This is a genomic window from Streptomyces sp. URMC 127 (assembly GCF_051386535.1).
Taxonomy (GTDB): Bacteria; Actinomycetota; Actinomycetes; order Streptomycetales; family Streptomycetaceae; genus Streptomyces.
In genome coordinates this window covers 23,267-39,668 of record NZ_JBPQTW010000044.1, presented here as the reverse complement: position 1 = coordinate 39,668, position 16,402 = coordinate 23,267, and the positions used below count along the sequence as shown (strand labels likewise).

The window sequence follows — 16,402 nt, the reverse complement described above, 5'->3', positions numbered from 1 at the left end:
CCCGGGGGCTTGCCCCCGGGAAACGGTGAAAGGGCGGGGCCGGGGCACTCCTCCCGCCGCGGCGGTGCTCAGCCCCCACCGGCGTCCCCGGCGGTGCCGGACCGCCTCCGCTACCTTCGCAAGGACACCGCACCACCTAGGAGGGGACATGCACCCACCCGTACCGCCGCCCCGCAGCGAAACCCGCAAGGGCCTGCTCTGCAGCTTCGCCGCCTACGGGCTCTGGGGCCTCTTCCCCCTCTACTGGCCGCTCCTCGACCCCGCCGGCCCCGCCGAGATCCTCGCCCACCGCATGGTGTGGTCCCTGGCCGCCGTGCTCGCCGTGCTCGCCGTGACCCGCCGCTGGGCGTGGATACGCCCGCTGCTGCGGCAGCCCCGGCGCCTCGGCCTGATCGCCCTGTGCGCCACCACGATCTCGGTGAACTGGGGCGTGTACATCTGGGGCGTCAATTCCGGGCACGTCGTGGAGACGTCGCTGGGGTACTTCATCAACCCCCTGGTGAGCATCGCGCTCGGCGTGGCCGTGCTGCGGGAGCGGCTGCGCCCCGTGCAGTGGGCGGCGGTCGGCGTCGGCGCGGCCGCCGTGCTCGTGCTGTCGCTGGCGTACGGGCGGCTGCCGTGGATCGCGCTCGTGCTCGCGGCGTCGTTCGGCACGTACAGCCTGCTCAAGAAGCAGGTGGGGCTGGACGGGCTGGAGTCGATGGCGGCGGAGACGGCCGTGCAGTTCCTGCCCGCCGCGGGGTTCCTGGTGTTCCTGGGGGCGACGGGGCGCAGCACGTTCCTCACCGCGGGCGCGGGGCACACCGCGCTGCTGATGTGCTCGGGGGCGATCACCGCGCTGCCGCTCATCCTCTTCGGCGCGGCCGCGGTGCGGCTGCCGCTGTCGGTGGTGGGGATGGTGCAGTACCTGGCGCCGACGTTCCAGTTCGTGCTGGGCCTGGTGGTGTTCCGCGAGGGGATGCCGCCGGAGCGCTGGGCGGGTTTCGCGCTGGTGTGGCTCGCCCTGGCGCTGCTGACGTGGGACGCGCTGCGGACGGCGCGGCGCGGGCGGATGGAGCTGCGCGCGGCGCGGCAGGAAGCGGACGCCCGGGCCCGTACGAGTGGCGCGGGCAGCTTTAACACAGAAGTCACATCAGCCCCAGGAGCACCAGAAGTCACAGCTCAGGGGCAGTAGAGCCCTTCTCCGCACCGCCCGATATCCGGAAACCGGCGTCCCGTGTCCGGAATCCGCCCTTGACGCTCTTTCAGGCCGCCCCCAACATCATGGCCACGTCAAATGGAGTTGGGAGCCCCCCATGCCTGAACTCAACGGACCAACCCTGCCCACTCACCCACCGAGATCCCTCGCCCGCACCCGCCCCGCCGCTCTGCTGGCCACCGGCGCGGCGATCGCGGCCACCCTGCTCGGCGCCGCCTCCGGCCCGGCCCTGGCGGTCCCCACCACCGCCGCGGCCCGGCCCGTCGCCGCCGGCCCCGACATCCCCGTCGCCAACGTCAAGGCCCACCTCGCCCAGCTGCAGTCCATAGCCACCGCCAACGGCGGCAACCGCGCGCACGGCCGCAGCGGCTACAAGGCCTCGATCGACTACGTGAAGGGCAAGCTCGACGCCGCCGGGTTCACCACGACCGTGCAGCAGTTCACCACCGGCGGCGCCACCGGCTACAACCTCATCGCCGACTGGCCCGGCGGCGACGCCGACCACGTCGTCTTCGCGGGCGCCCACCTGGACTCCGTCTCCGCCGGGCCCGGCATCAACGACAACGGCTCCGGCTCGGCCGGCGTCCTCGAAACCGCGCTCGCCGTCGCCCGCGAGGGCTACAAGCCCGCCAAGCACCTGCGGTTCGGCTGGTGGGGCGCGGAAGAGCTCGGCATGCGCGGGTCGAACTACTACGTGAACCAGCTCCCCGCAGGTGAGCGCGGCAAGATCGACGCGTACCTCAACTTCGACATGATCGGCTCGCCGAACCCGGGCTACTTCGTCTACGGCTACGACCAGAACCTCAAGGCCCTCTTCGAGAACTGGTTCGCCGCGAAGAACATCGCCACCGAGATCGACACCGAGGGCGACGGCCGCTCCGACCACGCGCCCTTCCAGAACGCCGGCATCCCCGTCGGCGGCCTCTTCAGCGGCGCCGACTACCGCAAGACCGCTGCCCAGGCCCAGAAGTGGGGCGGCACCGCCGGCCAGCCCTTCGACCGCTGCTACCACTCCTCGTGCGACACGTCCGCGAACATCAACGACAAGGCGCTCGACACCAACACCGACGCCATCGCGAGCGCGGTGTGGACGCTGAGCGGCGGCACCACCAACCCGCCGCAGGGCAAGGTCTTCGAGAGCAGGAGCCAGGTGGCGATCCCCGACGCGGGCGCGGCCGTCGAGTCGCCCGTGACCGTCTCCGGGCTGACGGGCAACGCCCCCTCCGCCCTCAAGGTCTCCGTCGACATCAAGCACACCTACCGCGGTGACCTGGTCGTCGACCTCGTCGGGCCGAGCGGGCGGGCGTACCGCCTGAAGGACTCCAGCGGCAGCGACGCCGCGGACGACGTCATCGCCACGTACACGGTGGACGCCTCCGGGGAGACCGCGAACGGGACGTGGAAGCTGCGCGTCCAGGACATCGCGGCGCAGGACACCGGCCGGATCGACAGCTGGAAGCTCACGTTCTAGCTCGCGTCCCAGAGGCCACTGAGGGCACAACCCCGCAGCGGGCCCGGGAGCGCCGTCACGGCCTCCCGGGCCCGCACCTTCCGGTGCGCCGGCCGGCCGCTAGGCCGTCACATCCTTCGACGTGAACCGCGCCCACGCCGCCGAGCCGAACACGGCCGCGTACAGCGCCTGCAGGCCCAGGTTGTCCAGGAGCTGGTCCCAGTAGACGGGGGCGCGCAGGAGGTCCGCGAAGCTGAGCCAGTAGTGCGGGAAGAGATACGGCTGGACCGCGTGCAGCTGCGGGAACTGGTCGACGATCTGCGCCGTGATCAGCAGCCCCACCGTCGTGGCCATCGCGGCTATCCCGCTGCCCGTGAGCGTGGAGACGAAGAGCCCGAGCGCCGCTATGCCCACCAGCGACAGCGCCACCACCCCCGCGACCGCCAGCGCCCGCAGCAGGCCCTCCCCGAAGGAGATCGTCACCCCGCTGATCAGGGTCACGTCGCCGAGCGGGAAGAGGACCGCGCCGACGGCGAGCGCGGAGGCGGCGACGGTCAGGGTCGCCGCGCAGCAGAACGCGAGCGTCGCCGTGAACTTGGCGAGCAGCAGCCGCGTGCGGCCCGCGGGGGCGACGAGGAGATAGCGCAGCGTGCCGGAGCTCGCCTCGCCCGCCACGGAGTCGCCCGCGACCACGCCGACGGCCATCGGCAGGAAGAAGGGCAGGGTCGCGGCGAGGGAGGTGAAGACCAGGAAGAGGCCGTTGTTGGTGACCTGGCTGATGAAGGCCGGGCCCCCTCCCCCGTGCCCGGCGGGGCCGCCGTCGCTCGTCTCCATCTTCACGGCGATGCCCACCAGGACGGGGACGGCCGCCAGGACGCCCAGGAGCGCGATCGTGCGCCACCGGCGGAAGACCGTACCCACTTCGCTGCGGAAGAGCGAGAGGGCCCACAGAGGGCTCGGAGCGGGCCGCGCAGCGGCTGCCGTGGTGACCTCAGCCTGCGACATCGAATCCCTCTCCGGTCAGTGCGACGAAGGCGTCCTCCAGGGAGGCGCGGGCGGTGCCGAAGGAGCGGACGCGGACCCCGGCCCGCACGAGGGCGGCGCTCAGGTCGGCGAGCTCGCGGACCGCGGCGGGCAGCTCGCCGGTGACGCGGTCGTCCTCGACGGTGAGGTCGTTCACGCCGTGCTCCTTGAGCACGCGGACGGCCTCCGCCGTGTCGGGCGTGGTGACGGCCAGCCTGCCGCGCGCGGAGGAGGCCAGCGCGGCCACCGTGCCCTGGGTCAGCAGGCGGCCCTGGGCCATCACGGCGGCGTGGGTGCAGACCTGCTCGATCTCGTCGAGCAGGTGCGAGGAGAGGAAGACGGTGGTGCCCTCGGAGGCGAGGCCGCGCACCAGGGCGCGGATCTCGCGCATGCCCTGCGGGTCGAGGCCGTTGGTCGGCTCGTCGAGGACCAGCAGCTCGCGGGGCTGCAGCAGGGCCGCGGCCAGGCCCAGGCGCTGCTTCATGCCCAGGGAGTACGCGCGGGCCTTCTTGCCCGCCGCGGCGACCAGCCCCACCCGGTCCAGGGCGGCGTCCACCCGGGCCCGCCGGGTGCGCGGGTCGGCCGTCGGGTCGGCGGCGTCGAAGCGCAGGAGGTTGTCGCGGCCGGTGAGGAAGCCGTAGAGGGCGGGCCCCTCGATGAGGGCGCCCACCCGCGGCAGCACGTGCCGCCCGGCCCGCGGCATCTCCTCGCCGAGGACGCGGGCGGTGCCGGAGGTCGGCTCGATCAGCCCCATGAGCATGCGGATGGTCGTGGTCTTGCCGGAGCCGTTGGGGCCGAGGAAGCCGAAGACGCTGCCGCGCGGCACGACGAGGTCGAGCCGGTCGACGGCGAGCTGCCCGCCCCGGTAGCGCTTGGTGAGCGCGTGGGTGGCTATCGCCGGTTCCCCGGCGGCGGACAGCTCCTCCATCGGGCCTCCCCTGACGTGTGCTTCGGGTGTTACTTGGACGCGGCCTTGATCAGCGCGTCCTTGGTGACGGCGCCCACGTACACCTTGCCGTCGTCCGTGACGAGGGCGTTGACCAGGCGGGTGCTGAAGACGTGCCCCGAGCCGAAGGAGCCCGAGACCTTGCTGCCGAGGCTGTCGAGCAGGGCACCGGCCGGGCCGGCGTCCTTAGCGCCCTTCGCGCCGGCACCCGCGCCCACGCCGCCGGGCGCCTTGAGCTCGGCGATCGACGTCCAGCTCTTGCCGAGCACGTTCATGCCGGAGAGGTCGGGGGCGCCGGCCTCCTTGCCCGGACCGGCCTTGTGCTCCTTGCCGTCCTTGCCGCCCGCCTTGTCCTCGGTGACCTTCGCGCCCTTCGGCGGCTTGAAGTCGAAGGTGTCCGCGGCCGGCTTGGCGAAGTCGACCTTGGTGAACGCCGCGTCCACGACGGCCTTGCCGCCGCTCTTCGGGCTGAGCGTGAACTTCAGCGGCACGCCGTTCTTCGCGTCCACCGCGATGCGCACCGCGCCGACCGTCGTCTCGGCCGCCTTGGGCTTGAGGACCAGCTGATAGGCATCGCGGCCGGCGACCTTGGCCGTGCCGTCGACCGTCACCGACGTGGAGTCGTCGACGGCGGCCAGCGTCTTCTTCGCGAGCTCCTGCGGCGAGGCGCCGCGCAGCTCCTGCGGGGCCTCCTCGGCGCCGTGCGCGCCCTTGGGGGCCGTGGAGTGGTGGACGGTGTTGCTCTTGCTGTCGTACGCCCAGACCTGGTCGCCGTTGCGGATGAGGCTGTACTCCGCGGCGCGCTCCACGATCGACAGCCGCTGCTTGTCCGGGCCGTCGGCAGCCACGCGCAGCGTGTGCGTGCCGGAGGCGAGCTCGGTGAGCTTGGCCTGCGGGGAGGCGTCCGCCCCCTCGCCCTTGCCGGCGGAGCCGTGGCCCGCCTTGCCGCCGCCAGCCGGAGCGTCGCCCAGCGACAGGCCGGACGGCATCGAGGGCAGCCCCAGATCCGTGGTGATCTTGACGGTGCCGGACAGCTGCTGGGTGTCCGACTTCGCCATCCTGGCTATCAGGTCCTGCGCACTGATCTTCGGCAGATCCGGGTCACCGCTGCTCGCGAGCGCGGTGCCGATGCCGATCGACGCCGCGGCGACGCCGGCCACGGCGACCGGGACGGCGTAGCGGACGGCCTTGCGACGGCCGGGCGCCCGTCGGGCGTCTTCCCCGGCGCCGGCCGCCCCGTCGGTGCCGTGGGTCGGTTCGATGCGTGCCATGTCCTCTACCTCCGTCGTCGGCGGCGGTCTCGACCTGTCGTGCACTCGCCACCCCCCAGGGCTCATTGTGAGCCCGGCCGCTCGGTGGTGGAGCGGGGAATCCGGAGAGAAATCCCCTGCCTCGAGACACTTCGATTCCACCAGACCCCGCCTGCCGGGTCATCAGACGACGGGATCAAGTCCGTATACCTCTCGGGTAGGACATCCCCTACGGGGAACCCGACTTCCGGCTGGACCGGAGACGCCTTCCGGCTGGGGCGGTCTGACTTCCGGGTGGGGCAGCCCGACTTCCGGGTGGGGCAGCCCGGCTTCCGGCTGGAACGGCCGCGACTTCCGGCTGGGCCAGCCCAACTCCCGGCTGGAACGCCCACGACTTCCGGCTGGGCCGGCCCGGCTACGGCAGCCCGACTGCCGTCGAGACCGGCCGGCTTCCGGCCGAAGCAACACCCCGTCCGGAACCAGTCCCCGTGGCGAAGCCACGAAAAAGATGCCCGCCGCCACGGCGCCCAGCCCCCACCGCGAGGGTCCGGCGGAATGCGAGGCGGCCGGAGCCGCTCCGTACGGCACAAACCCGGCGCGCTAGCCGGCCCGGTGGACCACCGCGTCGCACAGGTTCTCCAGCGCGGCCTTCGCGTAGCAGTCCGGCAGCGGGGCCAGCGTGGCCCGCGCCTCCTCCGCGTACCGCACGGTGTCGCGGCGGGCCTGCTCCAGGGCGGGGTGGGCGCGCAGCCGGCGCAGCACCTCGGCGTGGAGGGCATCGTCGGTGAGGTCGCCGTCGAGCATCTCGCACAGTTCCAGGTCGGCCGCCGAGCCGGTGGCGGCGGCCTGGGCGCGCAGGTGCAGGACGGGCAGGGTGGCGATGCCCTCGCGCAGATCCGTGCCCGGGGTCTTGCCGGACTCGTGGGAGTCGCTGGCGATGTCGAGGACGTCGTCGGCGAGCTGGAAGGCGATGCCGAGGCGCTCCCCGTAGTGGGTGAGGATGTCGACCGTGCGCTCGTCGGCGCCGGACATCATCGCGCCGTACCGCCCGGAGACGGCGACGAGCGAGCCGGTCTTGCCGGCGAGGACGTCCAGGTAGTGCTCGATGGGGTCGCGGCCGTCGCGGGGGCCGGCGGTCTCCAGGATCTGGCCGGTGACCAGCCGCTCGAAGGCCTCGGCCTGGATGCGGACGGCCTCGGGGCCGAGGTCGGCCAGGATGTGGGAGGCACGGGCGAAGAGGAAGTCGCCGGTGAGCACCGCCACGGAGTTGCCCCAGCGGGCGTTGGCGCTGTCGACGCCGCGTCGCTTCTCGGCCTCGTCCATGACGTCGTCGTGGTAGAGCGTGGCCAGGTGGGTGAGCTCGACGACGACGGCGGACGGCACGACGCCGGGGGCGTAGGGGTCGCCGAACTGGGCGGCCAGCATCACCAGCAGTGGCCGGAAACGCTTCCCTCCGGCGCGCACGAGGTGCTGCGCGGCTTCGGTGATGAAGGGCACGTCGCTCTTGGTGGCCTCCAGGAGGCCCTCCTCGACAGCGGCCAGTCCCGCCTGGACATCGGCTTCAAGAGCCTGGTCCCGCACGCTCAGCCCGAAAGGCCCGACGACGGTCACGAGGGGTACTCCTGTCTGCCTGCGAACACGGGGTTTGTCGATGTGTCGCTGTCTCCACCGAAAGTCAGCGTATCCGGTCGGCTGTGGATCACCGTGGCCACCCGTCCGGGTTGTGCTGCCGGGGGCCCTGCCCGGGCCCCTGTTCCGGCCGGTGTGCGGGGCGTCCGCGGCCCGTTGCGCGGCCGGTTGCGCGAGCTGATACGCGAGCTGGTGTGCGACGCGGTGCGACCTGACATCTGCCCCGCGGGGGCCTTGGTCACCCCGCCGGCAGCCCTGCCGGGTGGGCTCGGGCCTGCGTGTTTCGGCCATCCACGGACGGCGGGGGGCCGGGCCGGGCGGTTCCGCCCGTCCGCCTCCTCGCCGCAGGCGGAGAAAGCCCGCCGCAGCGGCGGGCAACCACCGGCAAGGTGACCGGCGGTGCCGGACCCGGGCTCAGTCGGGTCCGGAACCGCCGGCCACGTCCGTGGGGCTGATCGCCGTCACGGCGGAGCGGCAAGGCCGGCGCCCGGCCGGCGCGCTCTCCGCCGCGACGGCGGGCAACCACCCGCACGGTGCCCGGCGGTGCCGGACCGCCCCGCAGGGCGGCGGCCCGCCCGCTGCCCCGGCCCTTCGGGCTGCGGGAGCAGGCGGCCCCGGCCGGGGTTACGGCAGCGCCGCGACCGCCCGCGCCAGCCGCGGCGAGGCGTACTCCGTGCCGCAGACGAACCGCATGACCGGGCCGTAGCTGGCCGCGGCCGGCAGGCCCGTGAAGAACAGCCCGGGGACCGAGGCGCGGTAGCCGGGGCCGAGCCGGGGACCGCCCGCACCGACGGCGAGCCTGGTGCGCAGGCCGTGGCCGAGGAAGTCCATGGCCGCGAGGTCGACGCGGTAGCCGGTCGCCGCGATGACGTGGTCGGCGGCGAGCTCGCCCGCGCTCGCGCCGTCCGGGCCGACGAGGTCGAGGACGGGACGGCCCTGCTCGACCCGGGCCGAGCCGATCCGCGTGCCCTCCGAGACGTGCACCCGGCCGATGAAGCGGTCCCGCAGCCACCAGGCGCCGAGGGGGCCGAGCACGCGCCCCACCAGGAACCGGCGGGCCGGCGCCGGAAGATGGCGGAAACCATCGGCGTGGTACGAGAAGGCGTAGAGCGACCAGGCCCGGCCGAACGGCGTGTCCGGCTTCAGCCGCGGCTGCCCGTCCGGCGCCGCCCCGAAGCGGACCGCACCCTTCCGGCGGGCGACGACCCGTACCGACGCCGCCCCGGCGTCGGCCAGCAGCACCGCCGTCTCCAGCGCCGACTGCCCGGCGCCGATGACGACCACCTCGCGCCCGGCGAACCGCGACAGGTCCCGGTGCTGCGAGCTGTGCGAGACGGGGCCCACGGGGGACGGGCCGTCCGGGACGGCCGCGGCCAGCTCGGGCGGGAGCTGGGCCAGCCCGCTGAGCCCGCTGGCGATCACCACCGCGCGGGCGGCGAACTGCTCCCCGGAGTCGAGCTTCAGCTCGAAGTCCGAGGACCGCCGGTCCACGGACACCACGCGCACCTGCTCCAGCTCCGGCACCAGGCGCTCCTGGAACCAAAGGCCGTACCGCGAGAAGGTCTCGACCGGGATGATGTCCCAGTCCGACTCGAAGCGCCGCTCGCCGGTCTCCCGGCAGAAGTCGAGCAGGGTGTGCCCGGGCTGCGGCGCGTCGATGCTGGAGGCCGAGGGAGTGGACTTGAGAATCATCCCGGCGGGCATGTTCTCTCGCCAGCTCACCATCGGCTGCCCGAAGACGCGGGTCCCTATCCCGCGGGCCCGCAGATGGGCAGCGGTCGACAGACCGTACGGGCCGGCCCCGATGATTGCTACGGGAAGTGTCACGAGTCCCCTCCCAGGGCGTTCCTCACTGCGGCTGTTCGGTTCGGTTACGCGCTGTTCACTGGTCGGCAAGGCACTTGATCGGTAGGTCGCGGTTGATCCGCATGACACGGCAGATCGGCAGGACGCGGCGGATCAGTGGGACACAGCGGGCCGCACGCGACCGCCCGTTCACTCGGTGACGGAGGAGGCGGCCCGCCGGGAGCGCCACATCTGCCACAAATGACGCACTCCCGGCCGTACGAAGCGGGCGAGCATGGTGAAGAAGGGCTTCATGTCGTCCCGCGCGAGCCAGGCCAGCTCCGTGCTGCTGGGGCGCGCGGGGGCGTGCGGGGTGGTGTAGCCGCTGCGGCGGTAGGCGGCGAGCGCGGGCAGGTCGATGTTCTCCACGACGAACCGGCGGCCGGCCGGCTGCTCGCCCTCCGGAACGCGGCGCCCGGTGAGGTCCAGGTGCTGGGCCCGGACGACGTCCACGCCCGACTCGCTCTCGAAGAGCCGGAACTGCGCTCCCATCCGGGGGTTGAAGTCCAGCAGCTTGTACCGGCCGTCGCGGCGGTCGAAGCGCCAGTCCAGGTCGATGATGCCGCTGAAGCCGATCTGCTTGATGAACTGGGCGGCCATCCCGGCCAGTTCGGGGTTGTCCACCACGTAGGCGTTGGCGGTCATACCGGCGTGCGGCGGCCAGGAGCGCACCTTCACGCCCGTGAACATCGCCAGCGGCGTGCTCTCGGCGTCGAAGTAGGCGTGGACGATCCAGTCCTCCGCCTGCTCGCGGGGCAGGTACTCCTGGAGGATCACGCCCGGCGAGGGGCCCCAGCCCTGCGCCAGCCGCATCAGCTCGCGCGGACCGTGGATGCGCGTGGTGCCGTGCACGGCGGGCTTGCGGCGGCGCTCGAAGGCCTCCCGGTTCTTGGCGACGAGGGGGAAGCGGGCGCGCTCCGCGAACTCCTCGATCTCCTCGAAGGACGCCGGGAACAGGGCCTCCGGCGACGGCACGCCGTGCTCCACGCAGAGCTCGTGCAGCCCCTGCTTGCTCGCCAGCCTGCGCGGCAACTCCGGCTCCACCCGCGGGAAGAGGAAGCTCCCGGACAGCTCCGCGGAGTGCTCGGCGATGAGCACGGCGGCCTCTTCGTCGGTGGGGATCAGGACCGTGGGGCGGCCGATCTCGCGGCCGATCCGCAGCAGGCCCTCGACCAGCTCGGCGGACCGCTCGGTGCCCGTCGTGCGCCAGACGAAGCCGCCGCGGAGGTAGCGGGAGACGGCGGCCGGGGTCCAGCGGTCCTCCGTGATCGCGTACATGGGCACGCCGAGTCTGCCGAGGCTGCGGATCGCGCCCACCCCGCCGTGGTGCAGGGGATAGTCACCGATCTTCACGATCAGCCCTGGAACGGACCGGTCCGCCGCGATGGGCGTGCTCCTGCTCGCCACCAGCATCCCCCTCGGCCCCTCAGCCGCAGCGGCCCCCCACTGTGCTTGGCCCGATTAAGGACGCTACTTCGGAATCGCCGCTTCCAGCAAGGAATTACGGGATATTGCGCGCTCTTTAGCCGAAGGTCGGACGGTGGTTCGGACAGCGGTTCGGGGGCCGGTCCGCATGGTCCGCGGGCAACCGTTCGCAGGCGCCGCGCGGGGGCCCGGCCGGCACCCGCGCAAGCGCCCTCCTGACACCCCTTGTCTGGCGGCCACCAGCACGTAATGTGGGCCGCGGGCCCCCACCGGCCCACCGGTTTCCCGGAGCGTCCAGGAGAGAGCGAGGCAGCGTTCCATGCCCCAGCACAGCCCCCGCGAGCTGCCCGAAGGCGACCCCTTCGGCGCGGACACCCTCCCGTACGGCGTCTTCACCACCGCCGACGCCCCGGACAGCCCCCGCATCGGCGTCCGCTACGGCGACTCCGTCCTCGACGCGGCGGCCGCGGCGGCCGCCCACGGCTCCGCGCACGCCGCGCTGCTGGCGGCCCCGACGCTCAACCCCCTCATGGCCGCGGGCCGGGCCGTCTGGCAGGCCGTGCGCGCCGAGGTCCGCTCCTGGCTGGCGGACGGGACCTTCCACCCGCTCTCCGAGGTGACGCTGCACCTGCCGTTCGAGGTCGCCGACTACGTCGACTTCTACTCCAGCGAGCACCACGCCACCAACGTCGGCCGCATCTTCCGCCCCGACGGCGACCCCCTCACGCCGAACTGGAAGCACCTGCCGATCGGTTACCACGGCCGCGCCGGCACCGTCGTCGTCAGCGGCACCGACGTCGTGCGCCCCCAGGGCCAGCGCAAGGCCCCCACCGAGCCCCTCCCCTCCTTCGGGCCCTCGCGCCGCCTCGACATCGAGGCCGAGGTCGGCTTCGTCGTCGGCACGCCCGCGGACGGCCCGGTCGGCCTCGCGGACTTCCGCGAGCACGTCTTCGGCGTCTGCCTCGTCAACGACTGGTCCGCGCGCGACCTGCAGGCCTGGGAGTACGTGCCCCTCGGCCCCTTCCTCGGCAAGTCCTTCGCCACCTCCGCGTCGGCCTGGATCACTCCGCTCGACGCCTTCGACGAGGCCCGCACGGCGCCGCCGGAGCGCACCCACCCGCTCCTGCCCTACCTCGACGACGCGGCGGCCGAGCCGGGCGGCCTCGACCTGCGCATCGAGGTGAAGATCAACGGCGAGACGGTCTCCCGGCCGCCGTTCTCCGCCATGTACTGGACCGCGGCGCAGCAGCTGGCGCACATGACGGTCAACGGCGCCACCCTGCGCACCGGCGACTTCTACGCCTCCGGCACGGTCAGCGGTCCCGAGCCGGACCAGCTGGGCTGCCTCCTGGAGCTGACCGCGGGCAAGGGCCCGTGGCTGGAGGACGGCGACGAGGTCGTGATCACGGCCTGGGCGCCCGGCCCCGGCGGTGCGCGCATCGGCCTCGGCGAGGTCACCGGCCGCATCCTCCCGGCGCGCGAGGCCTGACAGTTGACCGCCGCCGTCCCACGTTTCACCTATCCGCACGCCCGTGCGGACGGCAGCGGGGCGGCGGCCCAGTCACCCGGAGAACCGGAGCACGGCTGCTAACTTGTCATGCCCTGAACCAGCTCTAAGGAGAGACGTGCGCAAGGCAGTACAGATCACGGGGGCGGCGCTGTGCGCCGCTGTGCTGATGACCGGTTGCAGCAGCGGCAGCGACGGCGGCAAGAAGGACGACAAGCCGGCCGGGAGCGCCACGCCGCCCTCCCAGGCTCCCGCGGAGCAGCCGTCCTCGCCCGCCGCTGACGCCGGCGGGCAGCGCGCGACGGCGGCCGGGCTCGCGGGCGGCTGGTCGAACAACGGCAAGCTCACCGACAAGAGCCTGGTCATCCTGTCGTTCGCCCAGAACACGGTGATGCTCAGCGGGAAGACGGCCTGCTCGGGCACGCTCGTCGACAACTCCCAGCCGGCGACGATCACCATCAAGCGCTGCCAGGACGGCAGCACGGACTACTCCACGGGCACGATCAAGGACTTCGACGGCAAGTCCTTCACCGTGGTCTGGGCCTCCGGCAAGCAGGACAAGATGACCAAGGCGGTCGGCGGCGACGGCAAGCCGGCGGGCGTCCCCGGCGGCATCGCGGGCGGCCTGCCCACCAAGCCGACGAGCTGAACCCCGTACGCACACCGCTGCCCGGCAACCGGGAAGGGTTGCCGGGCAGTGGCGCGTTGCACGCCGGGCTTCCGCGTGTGCGGCACATCTCCCCCGGCTACCGCGGAGAGGTATCCCGGCCGCCACGTCGTGGCACCTCGCCGTGGCGGCGGAAGAACTGGCCCGCCGCCACGGCGGCAAGCCCCCACGGCGAGGGGCCGGCGGAATGCGCCGGGCGCGGCTCCACCGGCTAACGCACAAAGACCCCGGCCTGGCCGGCCAAATCGAGGAAGTACTGCGGCGCGACGCCGAGTACCAGCGTCACGGCGACGCCGATCGCGATCGCCGAGGACGTCAGCGGGCTCGGGACGGCCACCGTCGGCCCGCCCTCCTTCGGCTCGCTGAAGAACATCAGCACGATCACCCGGATGTAGAAGAACGCGGCGATCGCCGAGGACACCACACCGACGATGACCAGCGGCCCCGCCCCGCCCTGCGCCGCCGCCTTGAACACCGCGAACTTGCCCGCGAAACCGCTCGTCAGCGGGATGCCCGCGAAGGCCAGCAGGAAGACCGCGAACGTCGCCGCCGTCAGCGGCGAACGCCGCCCGAGCCCGGCCCACTGGGACAGGTGCGTGGCCTCCCCGCCCGCGTCGCGCACCAGCGTCACCACCGAGAACGCGCCGAGCGTGACGAAGGAGTACGCGCCCAGGTAGAACAGCACGGACGACACGCCGTCGGGCGACGTCGCGATGACACCGGCGAGGATGAAGCCGGCGTGGGCGATCGAGGAGTAGGCCAGCAGCCGCTTCACGTCGGTCTGGGTGACGGCCACGATCGCGCCCACCAGCATCGTGACGATCGCGACGCCCCACATCACCGGCCGCCAGTCCCAGCGCATGCCCGGCAGGACCACGTACAGCAGCCGCAGCAGCGCGCCGAAGCCCGCCACCTTGGTGGCGGCCGCCATGAAGCCCGTGACGGGCGTGGGGGCGCCCTGGTAGACGTCGGGCGTCCACATGTGGAAGGGCACCGCGCCGACCTTGAAGAGCAGGCCCATCAGGACGAGCGCGCCGCCGATCAGCAGCAGGGCGTCGTTGCCCGTGGTGGCCGCGAGGGCCGGGTCGAGCATCCGGACGCTGCCGCTCACGACGTCGGCGATGCCGGAGTAGGTCACCGTGCCCGCGTAGCCGTAGAGCAGGGCCACGCCGAAGAGCAGGAAGGCCGAGGAGAAGGCGCCGAGCAGGAAGTACTTCACGGCCGACTCCTGCGACAGGAGCCGCTTGCGGCGGGCCAGCGCGCACAGCACGTACAGCGGGAGGGAGAAGACCTCCAGGGCGACGAACAGCGTCAGCAGGTCGTCCGCGGCGGGGAAGACGAGCATGCCGCCCACCGCGAAGAGCAGCAGCGGGAACACCTCGGTGGTGGTGAAGCCCGCCTTGACCGCGTCCTGCTCCGCCCTGCCGCCCGGCACGGCAGCGCCCTGGGCGGCGAAGGAGTCGACGGGGCGGCCGTGCGCCGCCGGGTCCAGGCGCCGCTCGGCGAAGGTGAACACGGCCACGAGGGAGACCAGGAGAATGGTGCCCTGCAGGAACAGCGCCGGGCCGTCCACGGCGACGGCGCCCATCGCGGCGGCGTGCGCCTTGCCCGTGGCGTAGCCGCCGGCCGCGAGGGCGACGACGGCGGCGAAGGCCGCGGCCAGCGCGACGCAGGTCAGCAGCGCCTGGACGGGGTGGCGGGTGCGCCGCGGGAGGAAGGCCTCCACGAGGACGCCGAGCACCGCGGCGCCGAGCACGATCAGCGTCGGGGACAGCTGGGCGTACTCGATGTGCGGTGCCGGGATCTTCTGCGGCGCGTCCGCCGACATCGTCCACAGGCTGTGGACGGATGCTGCGTGGCTCACTTCGCGGCCTCCACATCGTTCACATCGGGCTTGGGGTCGGCCCGGTGCACCTGCGACATCGTGTGCCGGACCGCCGGGTCGAGGATCTCCGTCACCGGCTTGGGGTAGACGCCGAGGACGAGCAGGAGGGCGATCAGCGGGGCGACCACGGCCAGCTCGCGGGCCCTCAGGTCCGGCATGCCCCGCACCTCCTCCTTCACCGGCCCGGTCATGGTGCGCTGGTAGAGCACGAGGACGTACAGCGCGGCGAGCACGATGCCGAGCGTGGCCACGCCGCCGGCGACCGGATAGCGGCTGAACGTGCCGACGAGGACGAGGAATTCGGAGACGAACGGCGCGAGGCCGGGCAGCGACAGCGTCGCGAGGCCGCCGACGAGGAAGGTGCCGGCCAGCACCGGAGCGACCTTCTGCACGCCGCCGTAGTCCGCGATGAGCCGCGAGCCGCGCCGGGAGATCAGGAAGCCCGCGACGAGCATCAGCGCGGCCGTGGAGACGCCGTGGTTGACCATGTAGAGCGTCGCGCCGCTCTGCCCCTGGCCGGTCATCGCGAAGATGCCGAGCACGATGAAGCCGAAGTGCGAGATCGAGGCGTACGCGACCAGCCGCTTGATGTCCCGCTGCCCGACCGCGAGCAGCGCCCCGTACAGGATGCTGACCAGCGACAGCACGATGATCACGGGGGTGGCCCACTTCGAGGCCTCCGGGAAGAGCTGGAGGCAGAAGCGGAGCATGGCGAACGTGCCGACCTTGTCGACCACGGCGGTGATCAGCACGGCGACAGGGGCGGTGGCCTCGCCCATGGCGTTGGGCAGCCAGGTGTGCAGCGGCCACAGCGGCGCCTTCACGGCGAAGGCGAAGAAGAAGCCGAGGAACAGGGCCCGTTCGGTGGTGGTCGCCATGTCGAGCTTGCCCGCGGCGCGCGCCTGCACGATCTCCGGGAGGGAGAAGGTGCCGGAGCCGAGCTGGTCGGCGGTGACCGCGTACAGCCCGATGACGGCGGCCAGCATGATCAGCCCGCCGACGAGGTTGTAGAGGAGGAACTTCACGGCGGCGTACGAGCGCTGGGCCGCCGCCTCGCCCTCGCTGCGCTCCCCCGCGCGGTCCCCGAAGCCGCCGATGAGGAAGTACATCGGGATGAGCATGGCTTCGAAGAAGATGTAGAAGAGGAAGACGTCGGTGGCCTCGAAGGCGATCACCACCATCGCCTCGACCATGAGGATCAGCGCGAAGAAGCCCTGGGTGGGCCGCCAGCGCGAGGAGCTGCTCTCATGAGGGTCGGCGTCGTGCCAGCCGGCCAGCATGATGAAGGGGATCAGCAGGGCGGCCAGGGCGATGAGCACCACCGCGATGCCGTCGACGCCCAGTTCGTAGCGGACCCCGAAGTCCGCGATCCAGGCGTGCGACTCGGTGAGCTGGAACGGCCCCTTGGCACCGGGGTCGAAGCGCACGAGCTGGACGGCCGCCAGGGCGAGCGTCGCGAGGGAGAAGGCGAGCGCGAGCCACTTGGCGGCGGTGCGCCGCCCGGCCGGCACGGCCGCGGTGACGACCGCGCCGGCCGCGGGCACCGCGGCCGTGAGCGTCAGCAGGGGAAAGGACAT

Annotated in this window: 12 protein-coding genes; 4 read left to right on the top strand and 8 right to left on the bottom strand. The window is 72.8% G+C overall.

Annotated features, from left to right (window positions below; translation table 11 throughout):
- Positions 1-148 precede the first annotated feature (148 nt).
- Positions 149-1,174 (top strand): EamA family transporter RarD, encoded by a 1,026-nt coding sequence (gene rarD / locus ACSNOH_RS13005; RefSeq protein ID WP_436721428.1) that lies wholly within the window; start codon positions 149-151, stop codon positions 1,172-1,174.
- A gap of 121 nt (positions 1,175-1,295) precedes the next feature.
- Positions 1,296-2,669, top strand: coding sequence for a M28 family metallopeptidase (locus tag ACSNOH_RS13000; RefSeq protein WP_436721427.1), 1,374 nt, complete (start codon positions 1,296-1,298; stop codon positions 2,667-2,669).
- A gap of 99 nt (positions 2,670-2,768) precedes the next feature.
- On the opposite strand, the gene ACSNOH_RS12995 is transcribed toward ACSNOH_RS13000, so the two are convergent.
- The 6 genes from ACSNOH_RS12995 to ACSNOH_RS12970 all read right to left on the bottom strand — a co-directional run bounded on the left by ACSNOH_RS12995 (position 2,769) and on the right by ACSNOH_RS12970 (position 10,754).
- On the bottom strand, positions 2,769-3,653 hold the full coding sequence (locus ACSNOH_RS12995; RefSeq protein ID WP_436721426.1) for an ABC transporter permease: 885 nt from the start codon (positions 3,651-3,653) through the stop codon (positions 2,769-2,771).
- Positions 3,640-4,599: an ABC transporter ATP-binding protein gene (locus ACSNOH_RS12990; RefSeq protein ID WP_436721425.1), complete on the bottom strand. Its 960-nt coding sequence runs from the start codon at positions 4,597-4,599 to the stop codon at positions 3,640-3,642. The genes ACSNOH_RS12995 and ACSNOH_RS12990 overlap by 14 nt, the downstream gene beginning before the upstream one ends.
- A gap of 29 nt (positions 4,600-4,628) precedes the next feature.
- Positions 4,629-5,888, bottom strand: coding sequence for a LolA family protein (locus ACSNOH_RS12985; RefSeq protein WP_436721424.1), 1,260 nt, complete (start codon positions 5,886-5,888; stop codon positions 4,629-4,631).
- Positions 5,889-6,467: 579 nt separating this feature from the next.
- Positions 6,468-7,478 carry a polyprenyl synthetase family protein gene (locus ACSNOH_RS12980; RefSeq protein WP_106680734.1) on the bottom strand — a complete coding sequence of 337 codons (1,011 nt, stop codon included), beginning with the start codon at positions 7,476-7,478 and terminating at the stop codon, positions 6,468-6,470.
- Positions 7,479-8,120: 642 nt separating this feature from the next.
- The gene (locus ACSNOH_RS12975; protein WP_436721423.1) at positions 8,121-9,323 is read right to left on the bottom strand and encodes an FAD-dependent oxidoreductase; all 1,203 of its coding nucleotides are present in this window, start codon (positions 9,321-9,323) and stop codon (positions 8,121-8,123) included.
- Between the two features lie 168 nt (positions 9,324-9,491).
- Positions 9,492-10,754 carry an ATP-grasp domain-containing protein gene (locus tag ACSNOH_RS12970; RefSeq protein WP_436721422.1) on the bottom strand — a complete coding sequence of 421 codons (1,263 nt, stop codon included), beginning with the start codon at positions 10,752-10,754 and terminating at the stop codon, positions 9,492-9,494.
- 331 nt (positions 10,755-11,085) lie between these two features.
- On the opposite strand from ACSNOH_RS12970, the gene fahA reads away from it, so the two are divergent.
- Both fahA and ACSNOH_RS12960 read left to right on the top strand, forming a co-directional pair.
- Positions 11,086-12,255, top strand: a complete 1,170-nt coding sequence (fahA, locus tag ACSNOH_RS12965; RefSeq protein WP_436721421.1) for a fumarylacetoacetase — start codon at positions 11,086-11,088, stop codon at positions 12,253-12,255.
- A 136-nt stretch (positions 12,256-12,391) separates the two neighbouring features.
- Complete coding sequence (locus tag ACSNOH_RS12960; protein ID WP_436721420.1) at positions 12,392-12,922, top strand: hypothetical protein; 531 nt, start codon at positions 12,392-12,394, stop codon at positions 12,920-12,922.
- Positions 12,923-13,151: 229 nt separating this feature from the next.
- On the opposite strand, the gene nuoN is transcribed toward ACSNOH_RS12960, so the two are convergent.
- The gene (gene nuoN / locus ACSNOH_RS12955) at positions 13,152-14,804 is read right to left on the bottom strand and encodes an NADH-quinone oxidoreductase subunit NuoN (RefSeq protein ID WP_436721419.1); all 1,653 of its coding nucleotides are present in this window, start codon (positions 14,802-14,804) and stop codon (positions 13,152-13,154) included.
- Entirely contained in the window at positions 14,801-16,402 is a 1,602-nt protein-coding gene (locus ACSNOH_RS12950; RefSeq protein WP_436721418.1) for an NADH-quinone oxidoreductase subunit M, read from the bottom strand. The genes nuoN and ACSNOH_RS12950 overlap by 4 nt, the downstream gene beginning before the upstream one ends.